Annotated in this window: 12 protein-coding genes; 9 read left to right on the forward strand and 3 right to left on the reverse strand. The window is 72.9% G+C overall.

The window, feature by feature from the left end:
• Positions 1-5: 5 nt before the first annotated feature.
• Positions 6-2,321, reverse strand: coding sequence for a beta-xylosidase/alpha-l-arabinosidase (locus tag HNR57_RS11195; RefSeq protein ID WP_184559379.1), 2,316 nt, complete (start codon positions 2,319-2,321; stop codon positions 6-8).
• Positions 2,322-2,458: 137 nt separating this feature from the next.
• On the opposite strand from HNR57_RS11195, the gene HNR57_RS11200 reads away from it, so the two are divergent.
• From HNR57_RS11200 to HNR57_RS11215, 4 genes are all read left to right on the forward strand, one after another.
• Positions 2,459-3,523, forward strand: a complete 1,065-nt coding sequence (locus HNR57_RS11200; protein WP_184559382.1) for a LacI family DNA-binding transcriptional regulator — start codon at positions 2,459-2,461, stop codon at positions 3,521-3,523.
• Positions 3,524-3,712: 189 nt separating this feature from the next.
• The gene (locus HNR57_RS11205) at positions 3,713-4,750 is read left to right on the forward strand and encodes an LCP family protein (RefSeq protein ID WP_184559384.1); all 1,038 of its coding nucleotides are present in this window, start codon (positions 3,713-3,715) and stop codon (positions 4,748-4,750) included.
• A 128-nt stretch (positions 4,751-4,878) separates the two neighbouring features.
• Positions 4,879-5,235: a YciI family protein gene (locus tag HNR57_RS11210; protein ID WP_161369460.1), complete on the forward strand. Its 357-nt coding sequence runs from the start codon at positions 4,879-4,881 to the stop codon at positions 5,233-5,235.
• A gap of 47 nt (positions 5,236-5,282) precedes the next feature.
• Positions 5,283-6,599, forward strand: a complete 1,317-nt coding sequence (locus HNR57_RS11215; RefSeq protein ID WP_184559386.1) for an RNA polymerase sigma factor — start codon at positions 5,283-5,285, stop codon at positions 6,597-6,599.
• Here HNR57_RS11215 and HNR57_RS11220 read toward each other — a convergent pair whose 3' ends face one another.
• The gene (locus HNR57_RS11220; RefSeq protein ID WP_313673378.1) at positions 6,600-7,766 is read right to left on the reverse strand and encodes a THUMP-like domain-containing protein; all 1,167 of its coding nucleotides are present in this window, start codon (positions 7,764-7,766) and stop codon (positions 6,600-6,602) included.
• A gap of 175 nt (positions 7,767-7,941) precedes the next feature.
• Between HNR57_RS11220 and HNR57_RS11225 the strand changes: the two genes are divergently transcribed.
• The 5 genes from HNR57_RS11225 (at position 7,942) to HNR57_RS11245 (ending at position 13,056) form a co-directional block, all read left to right on the forward strand.
• Positions 7,942-8,820, forward strand: coding sequence for a polysaccharide deacetylase family protein (locus HNR57_RS11225; protein ID WP_313673380.1), 879 nt, complete (start codon positions 7,942-7,944; stop codon positions 8,818-8,820).
• The gene (locus tag HNR57_RS11230; RefSeq protein ID WP_184559392.1) at positions 8,817-9,533 is read left to right on the forward strand and encodes a polysaccharide deacetylase family protein; all 717 of its coding nucleotides are present in this window, start codon (positions 8,817-8,819) and stop codon (positions 9,531-9,533) included. The genes HNR57_RS11225 and HNR57_RS11230 overlap by 4 nt, the downstream gene beginning before the upstream one ends.
• A 215-nt stretch (positions 9,534-9,748) precedes the next feature.
• The gene (gene groES, locus HNR57_RS11235) at positions 9,749-10,057 is read left to right on the forward strand and encodes a co-chaperone GroES (protein WP_003974211.1); all 309 of its coding nucleotides are present in this window, start codon (positions 9,749-9,751) and stop codon (positions 10,055-10,057) included.
• Between the two features lie 116 nt (positions 10,058-10,173).
• On the forward strand, positions 10,174-11,799 hold the full coding sequence (gene groL, locus HNR57_RS11240; RefSeq protein ID WP_184559394.1) for a chaperonin GroEL: 1,626 nt from the start codon (positions 10,174-10,176) through the stop codon (positions 11,797-11,799).
• 189 nt (positions 11,800-11,988) lie between these two features.
• On the forward strand, positions 11,989-13,056 hold the full coding sequence (locus tag HNR57_RS11245) for a hypothetical protein (protein ID WP_184559396.1): 1,068 nt from the start codon (positions 11,989-11,991) through the stop codon (positions 13,054-13,056).
• A 50-nt stretch (positions 13,057-13,106) separates the two neighbouring features.
• Here HNR57_RS11245 and HNR57_RS11250 read toward each other — a convergent pair whose 3' ends face one another.
• Complete coding sequence (locus HNR57_RS11250) at positions 13,107-13,265, reverse strand: hypothetical protein (RefSeq protein WP_184559398.1); 159 nt, start codon at positions 13,263-13,265, stop codon at positions 13,107-13,109.
• Positions 13,266-13,962: the final 697 nt, after the last annotated feature.

Raw genomic sequence — 13,962 nt, forward strand, 5'->3', positions numbered from 1 at the left:
CCCCCTCACCCGAGGACCGGGGAGACCTCCGTCTCACAGCGCAGCCGCCGGTCCGTTCCGGTCTCGCGGACCGGGCCCGTGAGCGTGAGGTGCGCCGTGTGCCGTACGTCGGTGCTGGACGCCGCCAGCCGCAGTTCCAGGGCGCCCGGTTCGACCACCCTGCGGCCCGAGCGGTCCGTGAAGGACGACAGGTCCGTGTGGAAGCGGAACGTCACCCGGGCCGCCTCGCCCGGGGCCAGTTCCACCCGCCGGTAGCCGATCAGCCGTACGTCGGGCCGGGTCACCGAGGCCACCGGGTCGTGCAGGTACAGCTGCACGACCTCCGCGCCCGCGCGCCGGCCCGTGTTGCGGACGGTCACCGACACGTCGTACGTCCCGTCCGTGCCGAGCTCCGCCGGCTCCGCGCCGCCCGTGCAGTCCTGCCACGCGAACGCCGTGTACGAGCGGCCGTGTCCGAAGGCGTACAGCGGGGTCGGGTCGAGGTTGCTGACCTCGCCCGCCAGACCCAGGGGCGGCTGGAGGTAGGTCCAGGGCTGGCCGCCGGGGACCTGCGGGACGCTGACGGGCAGGCGGCCCGAGGGGTTCACACGGCCCGAGAGGACGCCCGCGACCGCCGGGCCGCCCTCCTCGCCCGGGAAGAACGCCTGGACGACCGCGCCGAGGCGGCCGTGCCAGCGGCCCAGGGCGTAGGGGCGGCCGGTCAGCAGCACCAGCACCACGGGGACGCCGGTGGCGACCAGCGCGTCCAGCAGCTCGCCCTGGACGCCCGGCAGGCCGAGGTCGCTCGCGTCGCAGCCCTCGCCCGAGGTGCCGCGGCCGAACAGTCCCGCCCGGTCGCCGAGCACCGCCACGCACACGTCCGCCTCGGCGGTGCGGGCGATGGCCTCCTCGAAGCCCCCGGTGTCCGGGTCCGTCACGTCGCAGCCCTCGGCGAACGTCACCTTGGCGTCGGGGAGTTCGGTGCGCAGGGCGTCCAGGACGGTCGGGATCTCGATGCCGGCCGGCACCTCGGGGTGGTGGGTGAGGACGTGGGACGGGAAGGAGTAGCAGCCCAGCATCGCCAGGGCGTCGGCCGCCCGGGGCCCGACCACCGCGATCCGGGTGTCGGGGGCCAGCGGGAGCAGACCGTCGGGGTTGTCGAGCAGGACCACCGACTCCTCGGCCAGGCGGCGGGCCAGGATGCGGTTGCCCGTCGAGTCGAGGTTGATCCCGGAGGCCGGTTCGGGGGTCCAGTCCTCGTCCAGCAGGCCCAGTTCGCACTTCTGGAGCAGCACGCGGCGGGCCGCCCGGTCCACGAGCTCCTCGGGGACCTCGCCCGACCGGACCGCCTCCAGCAGCGGCCGGCCGTAGCAGTTGACGGTGGGCAGTTCGACGTCGATGCCGGCGGTGAGGGCCGCGTGGGCCGCCCCGGCCTGGGTGCCGGCGACGCGGTGGAGGGTCTGGAGGAACGCGATGCCGAAGTAGTCGGCGACGACCGTGCCGGTGAAGTCCCACTCCTCGCGCAGGAGACGGGTCAGCAGCCCCGGGTCCGCGGAGGCCGGGACGCCGTCCGTCTCGGTGTAGGCGGCCATCACGGAGCGGGCGCCGCCCTCGCGCAGGGCCATCTCGAAGGGCGGCAGGGTGACGTCGGCGAACTCGCGGACGCCGGCCCGCACCGGGGCGAGGTTGCGGGCGCCCGCCGAGGAGGCGTACCCGGCGAAGTGCTTGAGCGTGGCGACGACCCCCGCCGACTCCAGGCCCCGCACGTAGGCCGCACCGACCGTGCCGACCAGGTACGGGTCCTCGCCGATCGTCTCCTCCACACGGCCCCAGCGCGGATCGCGTACGACGTCCAGCACGGGCGCGAGCCCTTGGTGCACGCCGGCCGAGCGCAGGTCGTCGCCGATGCGGCGGGCCATCTCCTGGACCAGCGGCGGATCCCAGGTCGCGCCCCAGGCCAGCGGGACCGGATAGGCCGTGGCCTGCCAGGCGGTGAAGCCGGCCAGGCACTCCTCGTGCGCGATCGCCGGGATGCCGAAACGCCCGGCCTCGGCGATACGGCGCTGGGCGCGGGCCAGGGCCTGCGCGCCGAGTGCCGGGTCGACGGGGGCGGTGCCGAAGGAGCGCGTGAGCTGGCCCAGCCCGTGGGTGATCAGCTCGTCCCAGTCGTACTCGACGGTCATGTCGTGCTGGTGCGGAGCGACTCCGTCGCCGTCCGTCGCGGCGCCCACCCACACGCCGTACAACTGGGCGGTCTTCTCCTCCAGGGTCATCCGGGAGAGCAGGTCGTCGACGCGGGCGGCGGCGGGCAGCGCGGGGTCACGCCAGGGCGCGGTGGTCATGAAGCTCCTGTCGGGTGGACGGACGGCCCTCTCACGAACGTTCCTACGAATGTTTCGTTATGAACTTCGAATGTTCCGGGAACCTATGGCGGTGCGAGGACTTCGTCAAGGGGGCCGACAGGGTTACGATCGCCGCCATGACATCCCCGGAGCCGGTTGAAAGCCGGACGCAGAACCGGACGCAGGGGCGCAGCGCGCAGACGGCGACGCTCGCCGAGATCGCCCGTGAGGCGGGCGTCTCGGCGCCGACTGTTTCGAAGGTCCTCAACGGCCGGGCCGACGTCGCCCCCACCACCCGGTCCCGCGTGGAGGACCTGCTGCGCGCCCACGGCTACCGGCGCCGCCGTGCCGAGGCGACCCGTTCGCCCCTGCTCGACCTGGTCTTCCACGAGTTGGAGAGCGCCTGGGCGATGGAGGTCATCCGGGGCGTGGAGAACGTGGCCCGGGACGCCGGCCTCAGTGTCGTGCTGTCCGAGAGCGCGGGGCGGCTCACCCCCGGGCGGACCTGGGCCGACCAGGTCGCCGCGCGCCGGCCGCACGGCGTGATCCTCGTCCTGTCCGGGCTCGACGAGTCGCAGCGGGCGCTGCTCACCAGCCGCTCCATCCCGTTCGTGGTGATGGACCCGGCCGGTGACCCGGGCGCCGACGTACCGTCGATCGGCGCGACCAACTGGCAGGGCGGTCTGGCCGCCACCCGGCATCTGGTCGAGCTGGGGCACCGCAGGATCGGCGCGATCAGCGGGCCCTCGCAGATGATGTGCAGCCGGGCCCGGATCGACGGCTACCGGGCCGCTCTGGAGACGGCCGGGCTGCCGGTGGACCCGGCCCTGATCGCGACCGGCGACTTCCACCACGAGGCCGGCTACCGGCGGGGCCTGGAACTGCTGCGCGGCCCGGACCGGCCGACCGCCGTCTTCGCCGGGAACGACCTGCAGGCGCTCGGGCTGTACGAGGCGGCGCGCGAGCTGGGGCTGCGCATCCCCGAGGACCTGAGCGTGGTCGGCTTCGACGACCTGCCGGTGGCGCCCTGGGTCGGGCCGCCGCTGACGACGGTGCGGCAGCCGCTGACCGAGATGGCCGAGGCGGCGGCGAAACTGGTCCTCGACCTCGGGCGGGACGAGGGGACCGAGGCGGCGACCCGGGTGGAGCTGGCGACGAGTCTGGTGGTGCGCAGCAGCACGGCGGGGCCGGCGCGGGCGTAGGTGCTGCAGGGGCGGGTGTTCCGGACGCCTCCACACGTCGCCGAAGCCAATCGGTTGCACTACCGAAACTTTCGGCGGTGCCCGCAATGAGATCTGCCGGCTCACGCCGGGACCTGAAATCTGAGAATTTCCGAAGAAAGGGCGCCCTGAACTCCCGGCCCGTAATAATTCGGACTTACGTTCCTGCCCGTGACGGGACACCACGGGGACGAGGGCAGGGAAGCGGACCGGCGGTCGAGAGCGCTGAAGATCGCCGCTCTGGCCCTGGCGGGGACGCTGGTGCTGGGCGCCGGAGCGGCGGGCTGGGCCTACTGGCACCTCAACGACAACATCACCGGCGTCGACATCGACAACGCGCTGGGCGACGACCGGCCGCCGAAGCCGGTGACCACCCCGGCGCCCTCGGCCCCGGCCCTGCCGAGCGAGGCCCTCAACATCCTGGTCCTCGGCTCGGACTCGCGCAGCGGCGAGGAGAACGCCAGGCTCGGCGGCGGCGACAGCTCCGGTGCCCGGTCCGACACGGCGATGGTCGTCCACCTCGACCCCGGGCGGACCAGCGCGACGGTGGTGAGCATCCCCCGCGACACCCTGGTCACCCGCCCGTCCTGCCCGCGTCCGTCCGGCGGGTCGACGGCGGTGGCCCGCCACTCCATGTTCAACAGCGCCTACGAGGTGGGCGGTCCGGTCTGCGCGGTCAAGACGGTCGAGGAGATGACGGACGTCCGCATGGACCACTACCTCGAAATCGACTTCGCCGGCTTCGCCCGGCTGGTCGACGCGCTCGGCGGGGTCACCGTCACCACGGACGAGGACATCGCCGACGAGGACAGCCATCTGCGGCTGAAGGCGGGCACCCACCACCTGGACGGCACCCAGGCCCTCGGCCTCGCCCGCACCCGGCACGGCATAGGCGACGGCAGCGACCTGGGCCGCATAGGCCTCCAGCAGAAGCTGGTGAAGGCCCTGCTGGAGCAGATCGCCTCCCAGGACCTGCTCACCGACCCGGCCAGGCTGTACCGCGTCGCGGACGCGGTGACGGCAGGCCTCACCACGGACACCGGCCTGGACTCCCTCGCCGAACTGACCAGGCTCGGACAGAGCCTGCAGGGCCTCTCGGCGAGCCAGGTGCGGACGGTGATGATGCCCGTGGTGCGGGCGCCGTCGGATCCCAACCGGGTGGTGGCGGAGGAGCCGGAGGCGCGGAAGCTGTGGGAGTCGCTGCGCTGACCTGCGCAAACGACGGTCTGAAAAATCTTCGCAGAAAATCCGGCGAGCGTGTCGATCCGGCGGCCCCCCGATCGACGCAGGGGTGAGAGCGGGGAAGGGCCCCGCTCCGAGGACCCCGAGGAGTCACGATGCCGCGCTTTCTCACCTTGATCCGCGTCGACGAGAAGAACGCGCCCGCCGAGGGCCCGAGCCCCGAGCTCATGGAGCGGATGGGCAAGCTGCTGGAGGAGATCACCAAGGCCGGGGTCATGCTCGACACGGCCGGGCTCACGCCGACCTCGGACGGCAGCCGGGTGACCTGGGAGGGTGGGCAGCTCTCCGTCACCGACGGGCCGTTCACCGAGTCCAAGGAGGTCATCGGCGGCTACTCGATCAGCCAGTGCAAGGACAAGGCCGAGGCGATCGAGTGGACCAAGCGGTTCCTCTCGCTGCACGAGGACTACTGGACGATCACCGCGGAGGTCCGGCAGATCGCCGAGGACTGACCGGTCCCGCTTGGCCGGGCGGCACCACGGGTGTCTGATGGTGGGCTGTGACGTCGCAGCCCACCCCGGACTCGCAGCCATCCCCGGCCTCGCAGCCGGCCCCGGACCCGGTGCCCCGGGCCGAGCGCGCCGCCGGAGCCATCGAGACCGTCTTCCGCATGGAGTCGCCCCGGATCATCGCCGGTGTCACCCGCATCGTCCGGGACGTCGGCATCGCCGAGGAACTCGCGCAGGACGCGCTGGTCGCGGCACTGGAGCAGTGGCCGCGGGACGGGGTGCCCGACAACCCGGGCGCCTGGCTCATGACCACCGCCCGCCACCGCGCCGTCGACCTGGTCCGGCGCCGGGAGAACTACGGCCGCAAGCTGGCGGAGATCGGCCGGGACCTGTCGAACACGACTCCCGCCGAGGAGGCCGCCGACCCCGACGACATCGACGACGACCTGCTCCGCCTGGTCTTCACCGCCTGCCACCCGGTCCTGTCCACCGAGGCCCGCACCGCCCTGACCCTGCGCCTGCTGGGAGGGCTCACCACGGCCGAGATCGCCCGCGCCTTCCTGGTCCCGGAGCCGACGATCGCGCAGCGCATCGTCCGCGCCAAACGCACCCTCGCGACGAGGAACATCGCCTTCGAGGTGCCCCACGGCCCCGACCGCGAGGCCCGCCTCGGCTCGGTCCTCGACGTCATCTACCTGATCTTCAACGAGGGGTACGCCGCCACGGCCGGCGACGACTGGCTCCGGCCGTCCCTGTGCGAGGACGCCCTGCGCCTGGCCCGGGTGCTCACGGCCCTCATGCCGAAGGAACCCGAAGTGCACGGCCTCACCGCGCTCCTGGAGTTCCAGGCATCCCGTACGGCGGCCCGCACCGGTCCCTCCGGCGAGCCGGTCCTGCTGAAGGACCAGAACCGCTCCCGCTGGAACCGCTTGCTCATCGCCCGCGGCATCGCCGCACTGGGCCGGGCCGAGGCCACCTCCAGCGGTGCGCCGAACCCGTACCTCCTCCAGGCGGCGATCGCCGCCTGCCACGCGCACGCGTACACCTACGAGGAGACCGACTGGTCCCGCATCGCCACCCTCTACGGCCTCCTGGCCGCCCGCTCCCCGTCCCCGGTCGTGGAGCTGAACCGCGCGGTGGCCGTCTCGATGTCCGAGGGCCCGGCCGAGGCCCTCGCCCTCGTCGACGCCTTGGCCGGCGACCCCGCCCTGCGGGACTACCACCTGCTGCCCAGCGTCCGCGGCGACCTCCTCGCCCGCCTGGGCCGTACGGCCGAGGCCCGTGCCGAGTTCGAACGGGCGGCGTCCCTGACCCGCAACGAACGGGAGCGGGAGCTGCTGCTCAGGCGGGCGGCGGAGCAGTCCTAGCTACGCCCGGACCGGGTGCCCGATGAGCATCGCGGGCGCCCCCGCGACCCGGGTCAGGAACACCGTGGCCGCGTGCGGACCCTGCGGCTTGACCTTCCTGCGGAGTTCCTCCGGCTCGACCGCCGAGCCCCGCTTCTTCACGGTCAGCGTGCCGACCCGCCGCTCCCGCAGCAGCGCCTTCAGCTTCTTGACGTTGAACGGCAGGTGGTCGGTGATCTCGTAGGCCGTGGCGTACGGGGTCGGGTGCAGCGCGTCGGCCGTGACGTACGCGATGGTCGCGTCGAGCAGCCCGCCGCCGACCCGGTCGGCCACCTCGGCGACCAGGTGGGCGCGGATGACGGCGCCGTCGGGCTCGTAGAGGTAGCGGCCGGGCGGGCGGACCCCGGGGTCGGGCAGGCCGCGGGAGAGCAGGGTGCGGGGACCCGGCAGCAGGGTCGCCCGGACCGCCCCCGGCTCGGTGCCGAACCACAGCACCGCCTCCTTGACGTCCCCGCCGTCGGAGATCCACTCGGCCTCGGCGTCCTCGGGGACCGCCTCGTGCGGGATGCCGGGGGCGATCTTCAGGGCGGCGCGAGGGGCCCGGCGGGCGGCGGACACGGCCCAGGACAGGGGCGGTGAGTAGGCCTCGGGGTCGAAGATCCGGCCGCGGCCGCCGCGCCGGGCGGGGTCGACGAACACGGCGTCGAAACCGGCCGTGTCCACGTCCGTGACGTCCGCCTCGCGGACCTCGACGAGGCCGGTCAGGCCCAGCGCGTCGGCGTTCGCCCGGGCCGCCGCGGCCGTCTGCGGGTCCCGGTCCACGGCCAGCACCCGGATCCCGGCGCGGGCCAGCGCGATCGCGTCGCCGCCGATGCCGCAGCACAGGTCGGCGACCGAGGTGATGCCCAGGTCGGCCATGCGCCGGGCCCGGTAGGCCGCCACGCTCGCCCGGGTCGACTGCTCGACCCCGTTCGGGGTGAAGAACATCCGGCCCGCGTCCTCGGCCCCGAACTTCACCGCCGCCCGCTGCCGCAGCCGGGCCTGGCCCAGCGCCGCCGAGACCAGCTCGGCGGGGTGCTCGCGGCGCAGCCGGGTCGCGACGGCCAGCTCCTGCGCCGGGTCGGTGTCTCGCACCTCGTCGAGGAGGGCGCGGCCTTCGGGGGTGAGGAGGAGGGCGAGGTCGTTCACCGGATCATTGTCGGCCACGGCGGCGGGCGGACGGTGTGTGGGCCAGTCGGTGGATGGTGGGGCACCGGCCGCGGTGTCGGGCCGGGATCGGCGGGAGGGGCTGCGAGGATCCGGCACCATGCGAGCAGTCGTACAAAATGACAAAAGTCGGGCAGGGGGGCGTGCGTCCGCGCGCGTGCGGATCGGCCTCGCCGTGCTCGTGCTCGCCGCCATCGCCTCCGGCTGCGCGCAGGACGGCGGCGACCAGGTCCCCCCGGCCGGCGGCCAGCAGCCCCTCGACGCGCCCCCGGCCCGCGCACTCGACTCCTACGCCGCCAAGCTGCGCGCCGCGCACGCCGCCCGGGCCGCCGCCGCGCACCGCTGGGACCTGCGCAGGACCCCGCTCGCCGCCCCGCCGCCCCCGGCCGAGAAGCCGAGGATCAGGACCCGCAAGGGCTTCGAGGTGAACGGCCACCGGACCTCGAACCTCCCGCCCGTCTTCACCACGGTCCCCACCCGGGACAAGGTCGTCTTCCTCACCATCGACGACGGCGCCGAGAAGGACCGGGCGTTCCTTCGGATGATGAGCGACCTGGACGTCCCCTACAGCGCCTTCCTCAGCGGTTACCTGGTCAAGGACGACACCCGCTACTTCCGGAGGATGCAGTCCAAGGGCGTGGTCCTGAACAACCACACCCTCCACCACCCCAACCTGCGGGGCCTGTCGTACCGGGCGCAGAAGCGCGAGATCTGCGGCATGCAGCGCTACCTGGAGAAGCGGTTCGGCAAACGCCCCGCCCTCTTCCGCCCGCCCTTCGGCAGCTACGACCGGGCGACCCTGCGCGCCGCCAAGGCCTGCGGCATCGCGTACGTGCCCCTGTGGAACCAGGAGGTCTTCGCCGATCACTGGGAGTACCGCGAGGGCGACCGCAAGCTGCGCCCGGGGGACATCGTCCTCACGCACTTCCGGGGCCGTGACCAGTGGAAGGGCACGATGGCCGACATGGTCCGCCGCTTCCTGGACAAGGTCACGGCCCAGGGGTACGCGGTGGGGCGGCTGGAGGACTACCTGTGAGGCGGCCGGCCGCCGCCGTGCTGTGCGCGGCCCTGCTGGCCGGCTGCGCCGGGCCCGCGGGGGAGCGGCCGCGCCCCGCCGACGGCCGCGCGCAGGACCCGGCACGCGCGGCGAGCGACAGCCGCCGGCTGCCCCCCGTCGTGGACCACGTCCCCACCCGCGACCCGGTCGTCTTCCTCACCTACGACGACGGCGCCGAACGCGACCCCCGCTTCGTCGGCCTCGTCCGCGAACGGCGGCTCCCGGTCAGCATGTTCCTCACGGACAGCGTCGTGGGGCCCGGCTACGGCCACTTCGCCCGGCTGCGCGCGGTCGGCGCGTCCATCCAGAACCACACCCTCGACCACCCCGCCCTGCGCGGCCTGCCCTACGCCGGGCAGCGCGCCGAGATCTGCGGCCAGCAGCACAAGCTCCGCTCCCGCTTCGGCATCAGCCCCCGCCTCTTCCGCCCGCCCTACGGCACCTACGACACGACGACCCTGCGCGCCGCAGCCGACTGCGGCATCACGGCGGTCGTCCTGTGGCGCGTGTCCCTGGACGCCCACGGCGAACTGGCCTACACCCGGGGCGAGCCCGGCCTGCGCGCCGGAGACATCGTCTCGGTGCCGTCCGGCGAGACCGGGTCACTGACCCTCACGGAACGGACCGAGCGGCTGCTGCGGGAGATCGGGGAGCGGGGGCTGCGGGTGGGGCGGCTGGAGGACCACCTTTAGGACCACCTGGGGAGAGCATCCGGCCGACGCGCCGCGGGGCAATTAGCAGTCCGCTTGACCGAGTGCTAATCGCAGTCATAGTCTCGGCTCTGGCACTCCCCCTAGGAGAGTGCCAACACAGCGACGGGCAGGTCCGGCACCCGCGACGACGGATCCACCTGGTCGCCACCTCAGACAGTTAACCCCGTGAGATCTCCGAAGGGGGAGGTCGGATCGTGACGACCACCAGCTCCAAGGTTGCCATCAAGCCGCTCGAGGACCGCATCGTGGTCCAGCCGCTCGACGCCGAGCAGACCACCGCCTCTGGCCTGGTCATCCCGGACACCGCCAAGGAGAAGCCCCAGGAGGGCGTCGTCCTGGCCGTGGGCCCGGGCCGCTTCGAGGACGGCAACCGTCTTCCGCTCGACGTCTCCGTCGGCGACGTCGTGCTCTACAGCAAGTACGGCGGCACCGAGGTGAAGTACAACGGCGAGGAGTACCTCGTCCTCTCGGCCCGCGACGTGCTCGCGATCGTCGAGAAGTAATTCACCCCAAGCACATTGCTTTGAACTGCGCCCCTGGCCCCCGCGATCACTGAGAAGCCGGGCGCCCGGGGCGCAGTGCCGTATATCCCAGATTCCGGAAGAGGGCTCACGCTCCCATGGCGAAGATCCTGAAGTTCGACGAGGACGCCCGTCGCGCCCTCGAGCGCGGCGTCAACAAGCTTGCCGACACGGTCAAGGTGACGATCGGCCCCAAGGGCCGCAACGTCGTCATCGACAAGAAGTTCGGCGCTCCCACCATCACCAACGACGGTGTGACCATCGCCCGCGAGGTCGAGGTCGAGGACCCGTACGAGAACCTCGGTGCCCAGCTGGTCAAGGAGGTGGCGACCAAGACCAACGACATCGCGGGTGACGGTACGACCACCGCGACCGTGCTCGCCCAGGCGCTCGTGCGCGAGGGCCTGAAGAACGTCGCCGCCGGCGCCTCCCCGGCCGCCCTGAAGAAGGGCATCGACGCGGCCGTCGCCGCGGTCTCCGAGGAGCTCCTCGCGACCGCCCGGCCGATCGACGAGAAGTCCGACATCGCCGCCGTCGCCGGTCTGTCCGCCCAGGACCAGCAGGTCGGCGAGCTCATCGCCGAGGCGATGGACAAGGTCGGCAAGGACGGTGTCATCACCGTCGAGGAGTCCAACACCTTCGGTCTGGAGCTGGACTTCACCGAGGGCATGGCCTTCGACAAGGGCTACCTGTCGCCGTACTTCGTGACGGACCAGGAGCGCATGGAAGCCGTCCTGGACGACCCGTACATCCTCATCACGCAGGGCAAGATCTCCGCCATCGCGGACCTCCTGCCGCTGCTGGAGAAGGTCATCCAGTCGAACGCCTCCAAGCCGCTGCTGATCATCGCCGAGGACGTCGAGGGCGAAGCCCTGTCGACCCTCGTCGTGAACAAGATCCGCGGCACGTTCAACGCCGTCGCCGTGAAGGCCCCCGGCTTCGGCGACCGCCGCAAGGCGATGCTGCAGGACCTGGCGATCCTCACCGGCGCCACGGTCGTCTCCGAGGAGGTCGGCCTCAAGCTCGACCAGGTCGGCCTGGACGTGCTCGGCTCCGCCCGCCGCGTCACCGTCACCAAGGACGACACCACGGTCGTCGACGGCGCCGGCAACAAGGACGACGTGCAGGGCCGCGTCGCCCAGATCAAGGCCGAGATCGAGTCCACCGACTCCGACTGGGACCGCGAGAAGCTCCAGGAGCGCCTCGCGAAGCTGGCCGGCGGCGTGTGCGTCATCCGCGTCGGTGCCGCCACCGAGGTCGAGCTCAAGGAGCGCAAGCACCGTCTGGAGGACGCCATCTCCGCGACCCGCGCCGCGGTCGAGGAGGGCATCGTCTCCGGTGGTGGCTCCGCGCTGGTCCACGCCGTGAAGGTCCTGGAGGGCAACCTCGGCAAGACCGGCGACGAGGCCACGGGTGTCGCGGTCGTCCGCAAGGCCGCCGTCGAGCCGCTGCGCTGGATCGCCGAGAACGCCGGCCTGGAGGGCTACGTCATCACCTCCAAGGTCGCCGAGCTCGACAAGGGCCAGGGCTTCAACGCCGCCACCGGCGAGTACGGCGACCTGGTCAAGGCCGGCGTCATCGACCCGGTGAAGGTCACCCGCTCCGCCCTGGAGAACGCCGCCTCCATCGCCTCCCTCCTCCTCACGACCGAGACCCTGGTCGTCGAGAAGAAGGAAGAGGAGGAGCCGGCCGCCGGTGGCCACGGCCACGGTCACTCCCACTGACGCATGAGGCATGACGCATGACGGCTGAGGGCTGACGACGTCGGCCCGCCCGAGCCCGAGCGAAGGCCCGGCACCCCGGAGACGGGGCTGCCGGGCCTTCGCCGTGTGCCCTCCTCCGCCGGTCTGGGAACCGCGCCGGGGTCGGCGACGGTCTACCCGCAGAGCAGGCGGATCATAAAGGGGGTAGGGATGAACCAGGTGCTCTACGGGGAACGGTCCCGCAACCCGCTGGCGCGGACGGTGCGGCTCACCGAGGACGGACTGCGCAGGGGCGGCAGGACGACCCCACTGGACGAGCTGAATCTCGCCGCCATGGCAGAAGCGTTCCTGCGGGGCTGCTGGCTCGGCGGCGGGGGCACCGAACGCCCCCTGGGGATGCTGCCCCAGGGCCCCGGCGTCGTCCCGGTCACCCGCGTGACCGGCACCACCACCCCCCTGAAGGTCCGTCAGGCCGCCGACTTCGCCCGCGCGCTGGGCGAACTGGCGGTGCGCAGGTGCGGCGGGCCGGACCACGTGGCCGACCTCGTCGCACGGGCGCAGGCGGAGGGCGTACCGCTGTGGATCGCGCGCCGCCACGCGCCCGGCCCCGCCGGACGGGTGACCGTTGCCGTGGACCGGCGCTCGGTACGCGTGGACGTCTGGGGCCCGCACGCCCCCGCCGTGCGCCTGTGGGCGCCGTACGGCTACCGTCCCGACGGTGCCGACCGGGCCAACGGCTTGGTCATGTACGTCGGCGACCTCACCGCCCGGCTCGAACTGCGCAAGAAGGCGCGCAAGTCCAAGAGCAAAGTCGAGATCCGCCTGCCGGACCGGCTCTGGACCCTGCGCCGCGAGGACGCCGAGAGTTCGTGGCTGCTGCGCGACGACCAGCGGGTCGCGCTGCTGACCCGCCCCTCACGGTGGCCAGGCCCCCCGCCCGGCTCGGTGCTGCTGCCGCTTGCCGACGTGCACCACGAGAGCCCCGACCCCCTGGACGCCGTCATGGCCCACGCGGTCGCGGTGTCCTTCGGCCTCGGCGACACGACGGGCCTGGCCAGATTCCGCGCCGTGAAACGCCGCCGGGCCACGGACGAGGACACCTGGGACCACCCCTGGTTCAGCAACCTCGGCAGGGACCGCGTCGACAACGAACCCGGCGGCGGCGACGGCTGGGGCAGCGACGGCGGGGACGGGGGCGACGGGAGCGGGGGCGGCAGTGACGGCGGCGGTGGGGACGGCGGCGGTGGGGACGGAGGGGGCGGTGGCGGAGGCGACTAGCCGTCCGGCGGCCGTACCCCTTCCGCGTCCTGTGACCTCCGCCCGGCGGCTCACCAGGACTTGCTGCGATCGAACTCCGTGATGTTGATCTTCACGCCCGAAGTCTTGAGCGTGGTGGGGGACTCACCCGTCGCCGTCTGGGTCGGCTGGTCACCGTGCTCAGCGGGCGGACGGAGATCGGCCGCACCGACCCGGCCCTGCGCGCGCATCCGCCTCCGCTGCCGCCGTGTCCGACGAAGGCCGGGATTCCGTGCGCCCCATCGGACTCTGCGGTCGACCACTAGGAACCACGGCCGGTGCCCGGGAGCCGGCTCGTCGGCGGACCCGAGCGGCATGGACCTATGCCGGGCACTGACCGGAGAACGGGCGGCCGACTACTGGGGCGCAACGCCCAGGTCGCACACGTAGATGTCCCAGTAGGGCGGTGTGACGCCGGCCAGTGGGCCCTTTCTGCCGACGTTCGTCCACCCCCAGTGCTGGCACCGCCTTCCCGGGCAGCCGGGTCCTGACCTGTTGGCCCGCACGTCGGCGACCGTCTACACCGGGACTACGCCGCCGAGCCCTCGTGCCACCCGGAGGAACCGCGACTGGTCGGCGGTCATGTACGCCGCAGGAGGGCCGTCGGCCCGGCGTGACGCGCACGACACCGGCCCGCCCGACCGGACGGACCTGGGGTGAGGCCGGGGCGTCGGCGGCCGTGTGGCACTCAGGAGACGATGGGCAGGGGGAGGGCGAGCAGGGTGGCCACTGCTTCCGGTTGACCTCGTGCGCCCTCGGCATCGCGGAGGTCGGCAAGGTGCGCAGGACCAAGGCGGTCGTCCGTCGGCGCCGACTTTGCGCAGGGGGCACCACGACCCGGAGGTGGACACCACACCCCGAGTCCCTGGCGTGCGCGCACCATCGCCA

The sequence above is a fragment of the Streptomyces paradoxus genome (assembly GCF_014202475.1).
GTDB lineage: Bacteria > Actinomycetota > Actinomycetes > Streptomycetales > Streptomycetaceae > Streptomyces > Streptomyces paradoxus.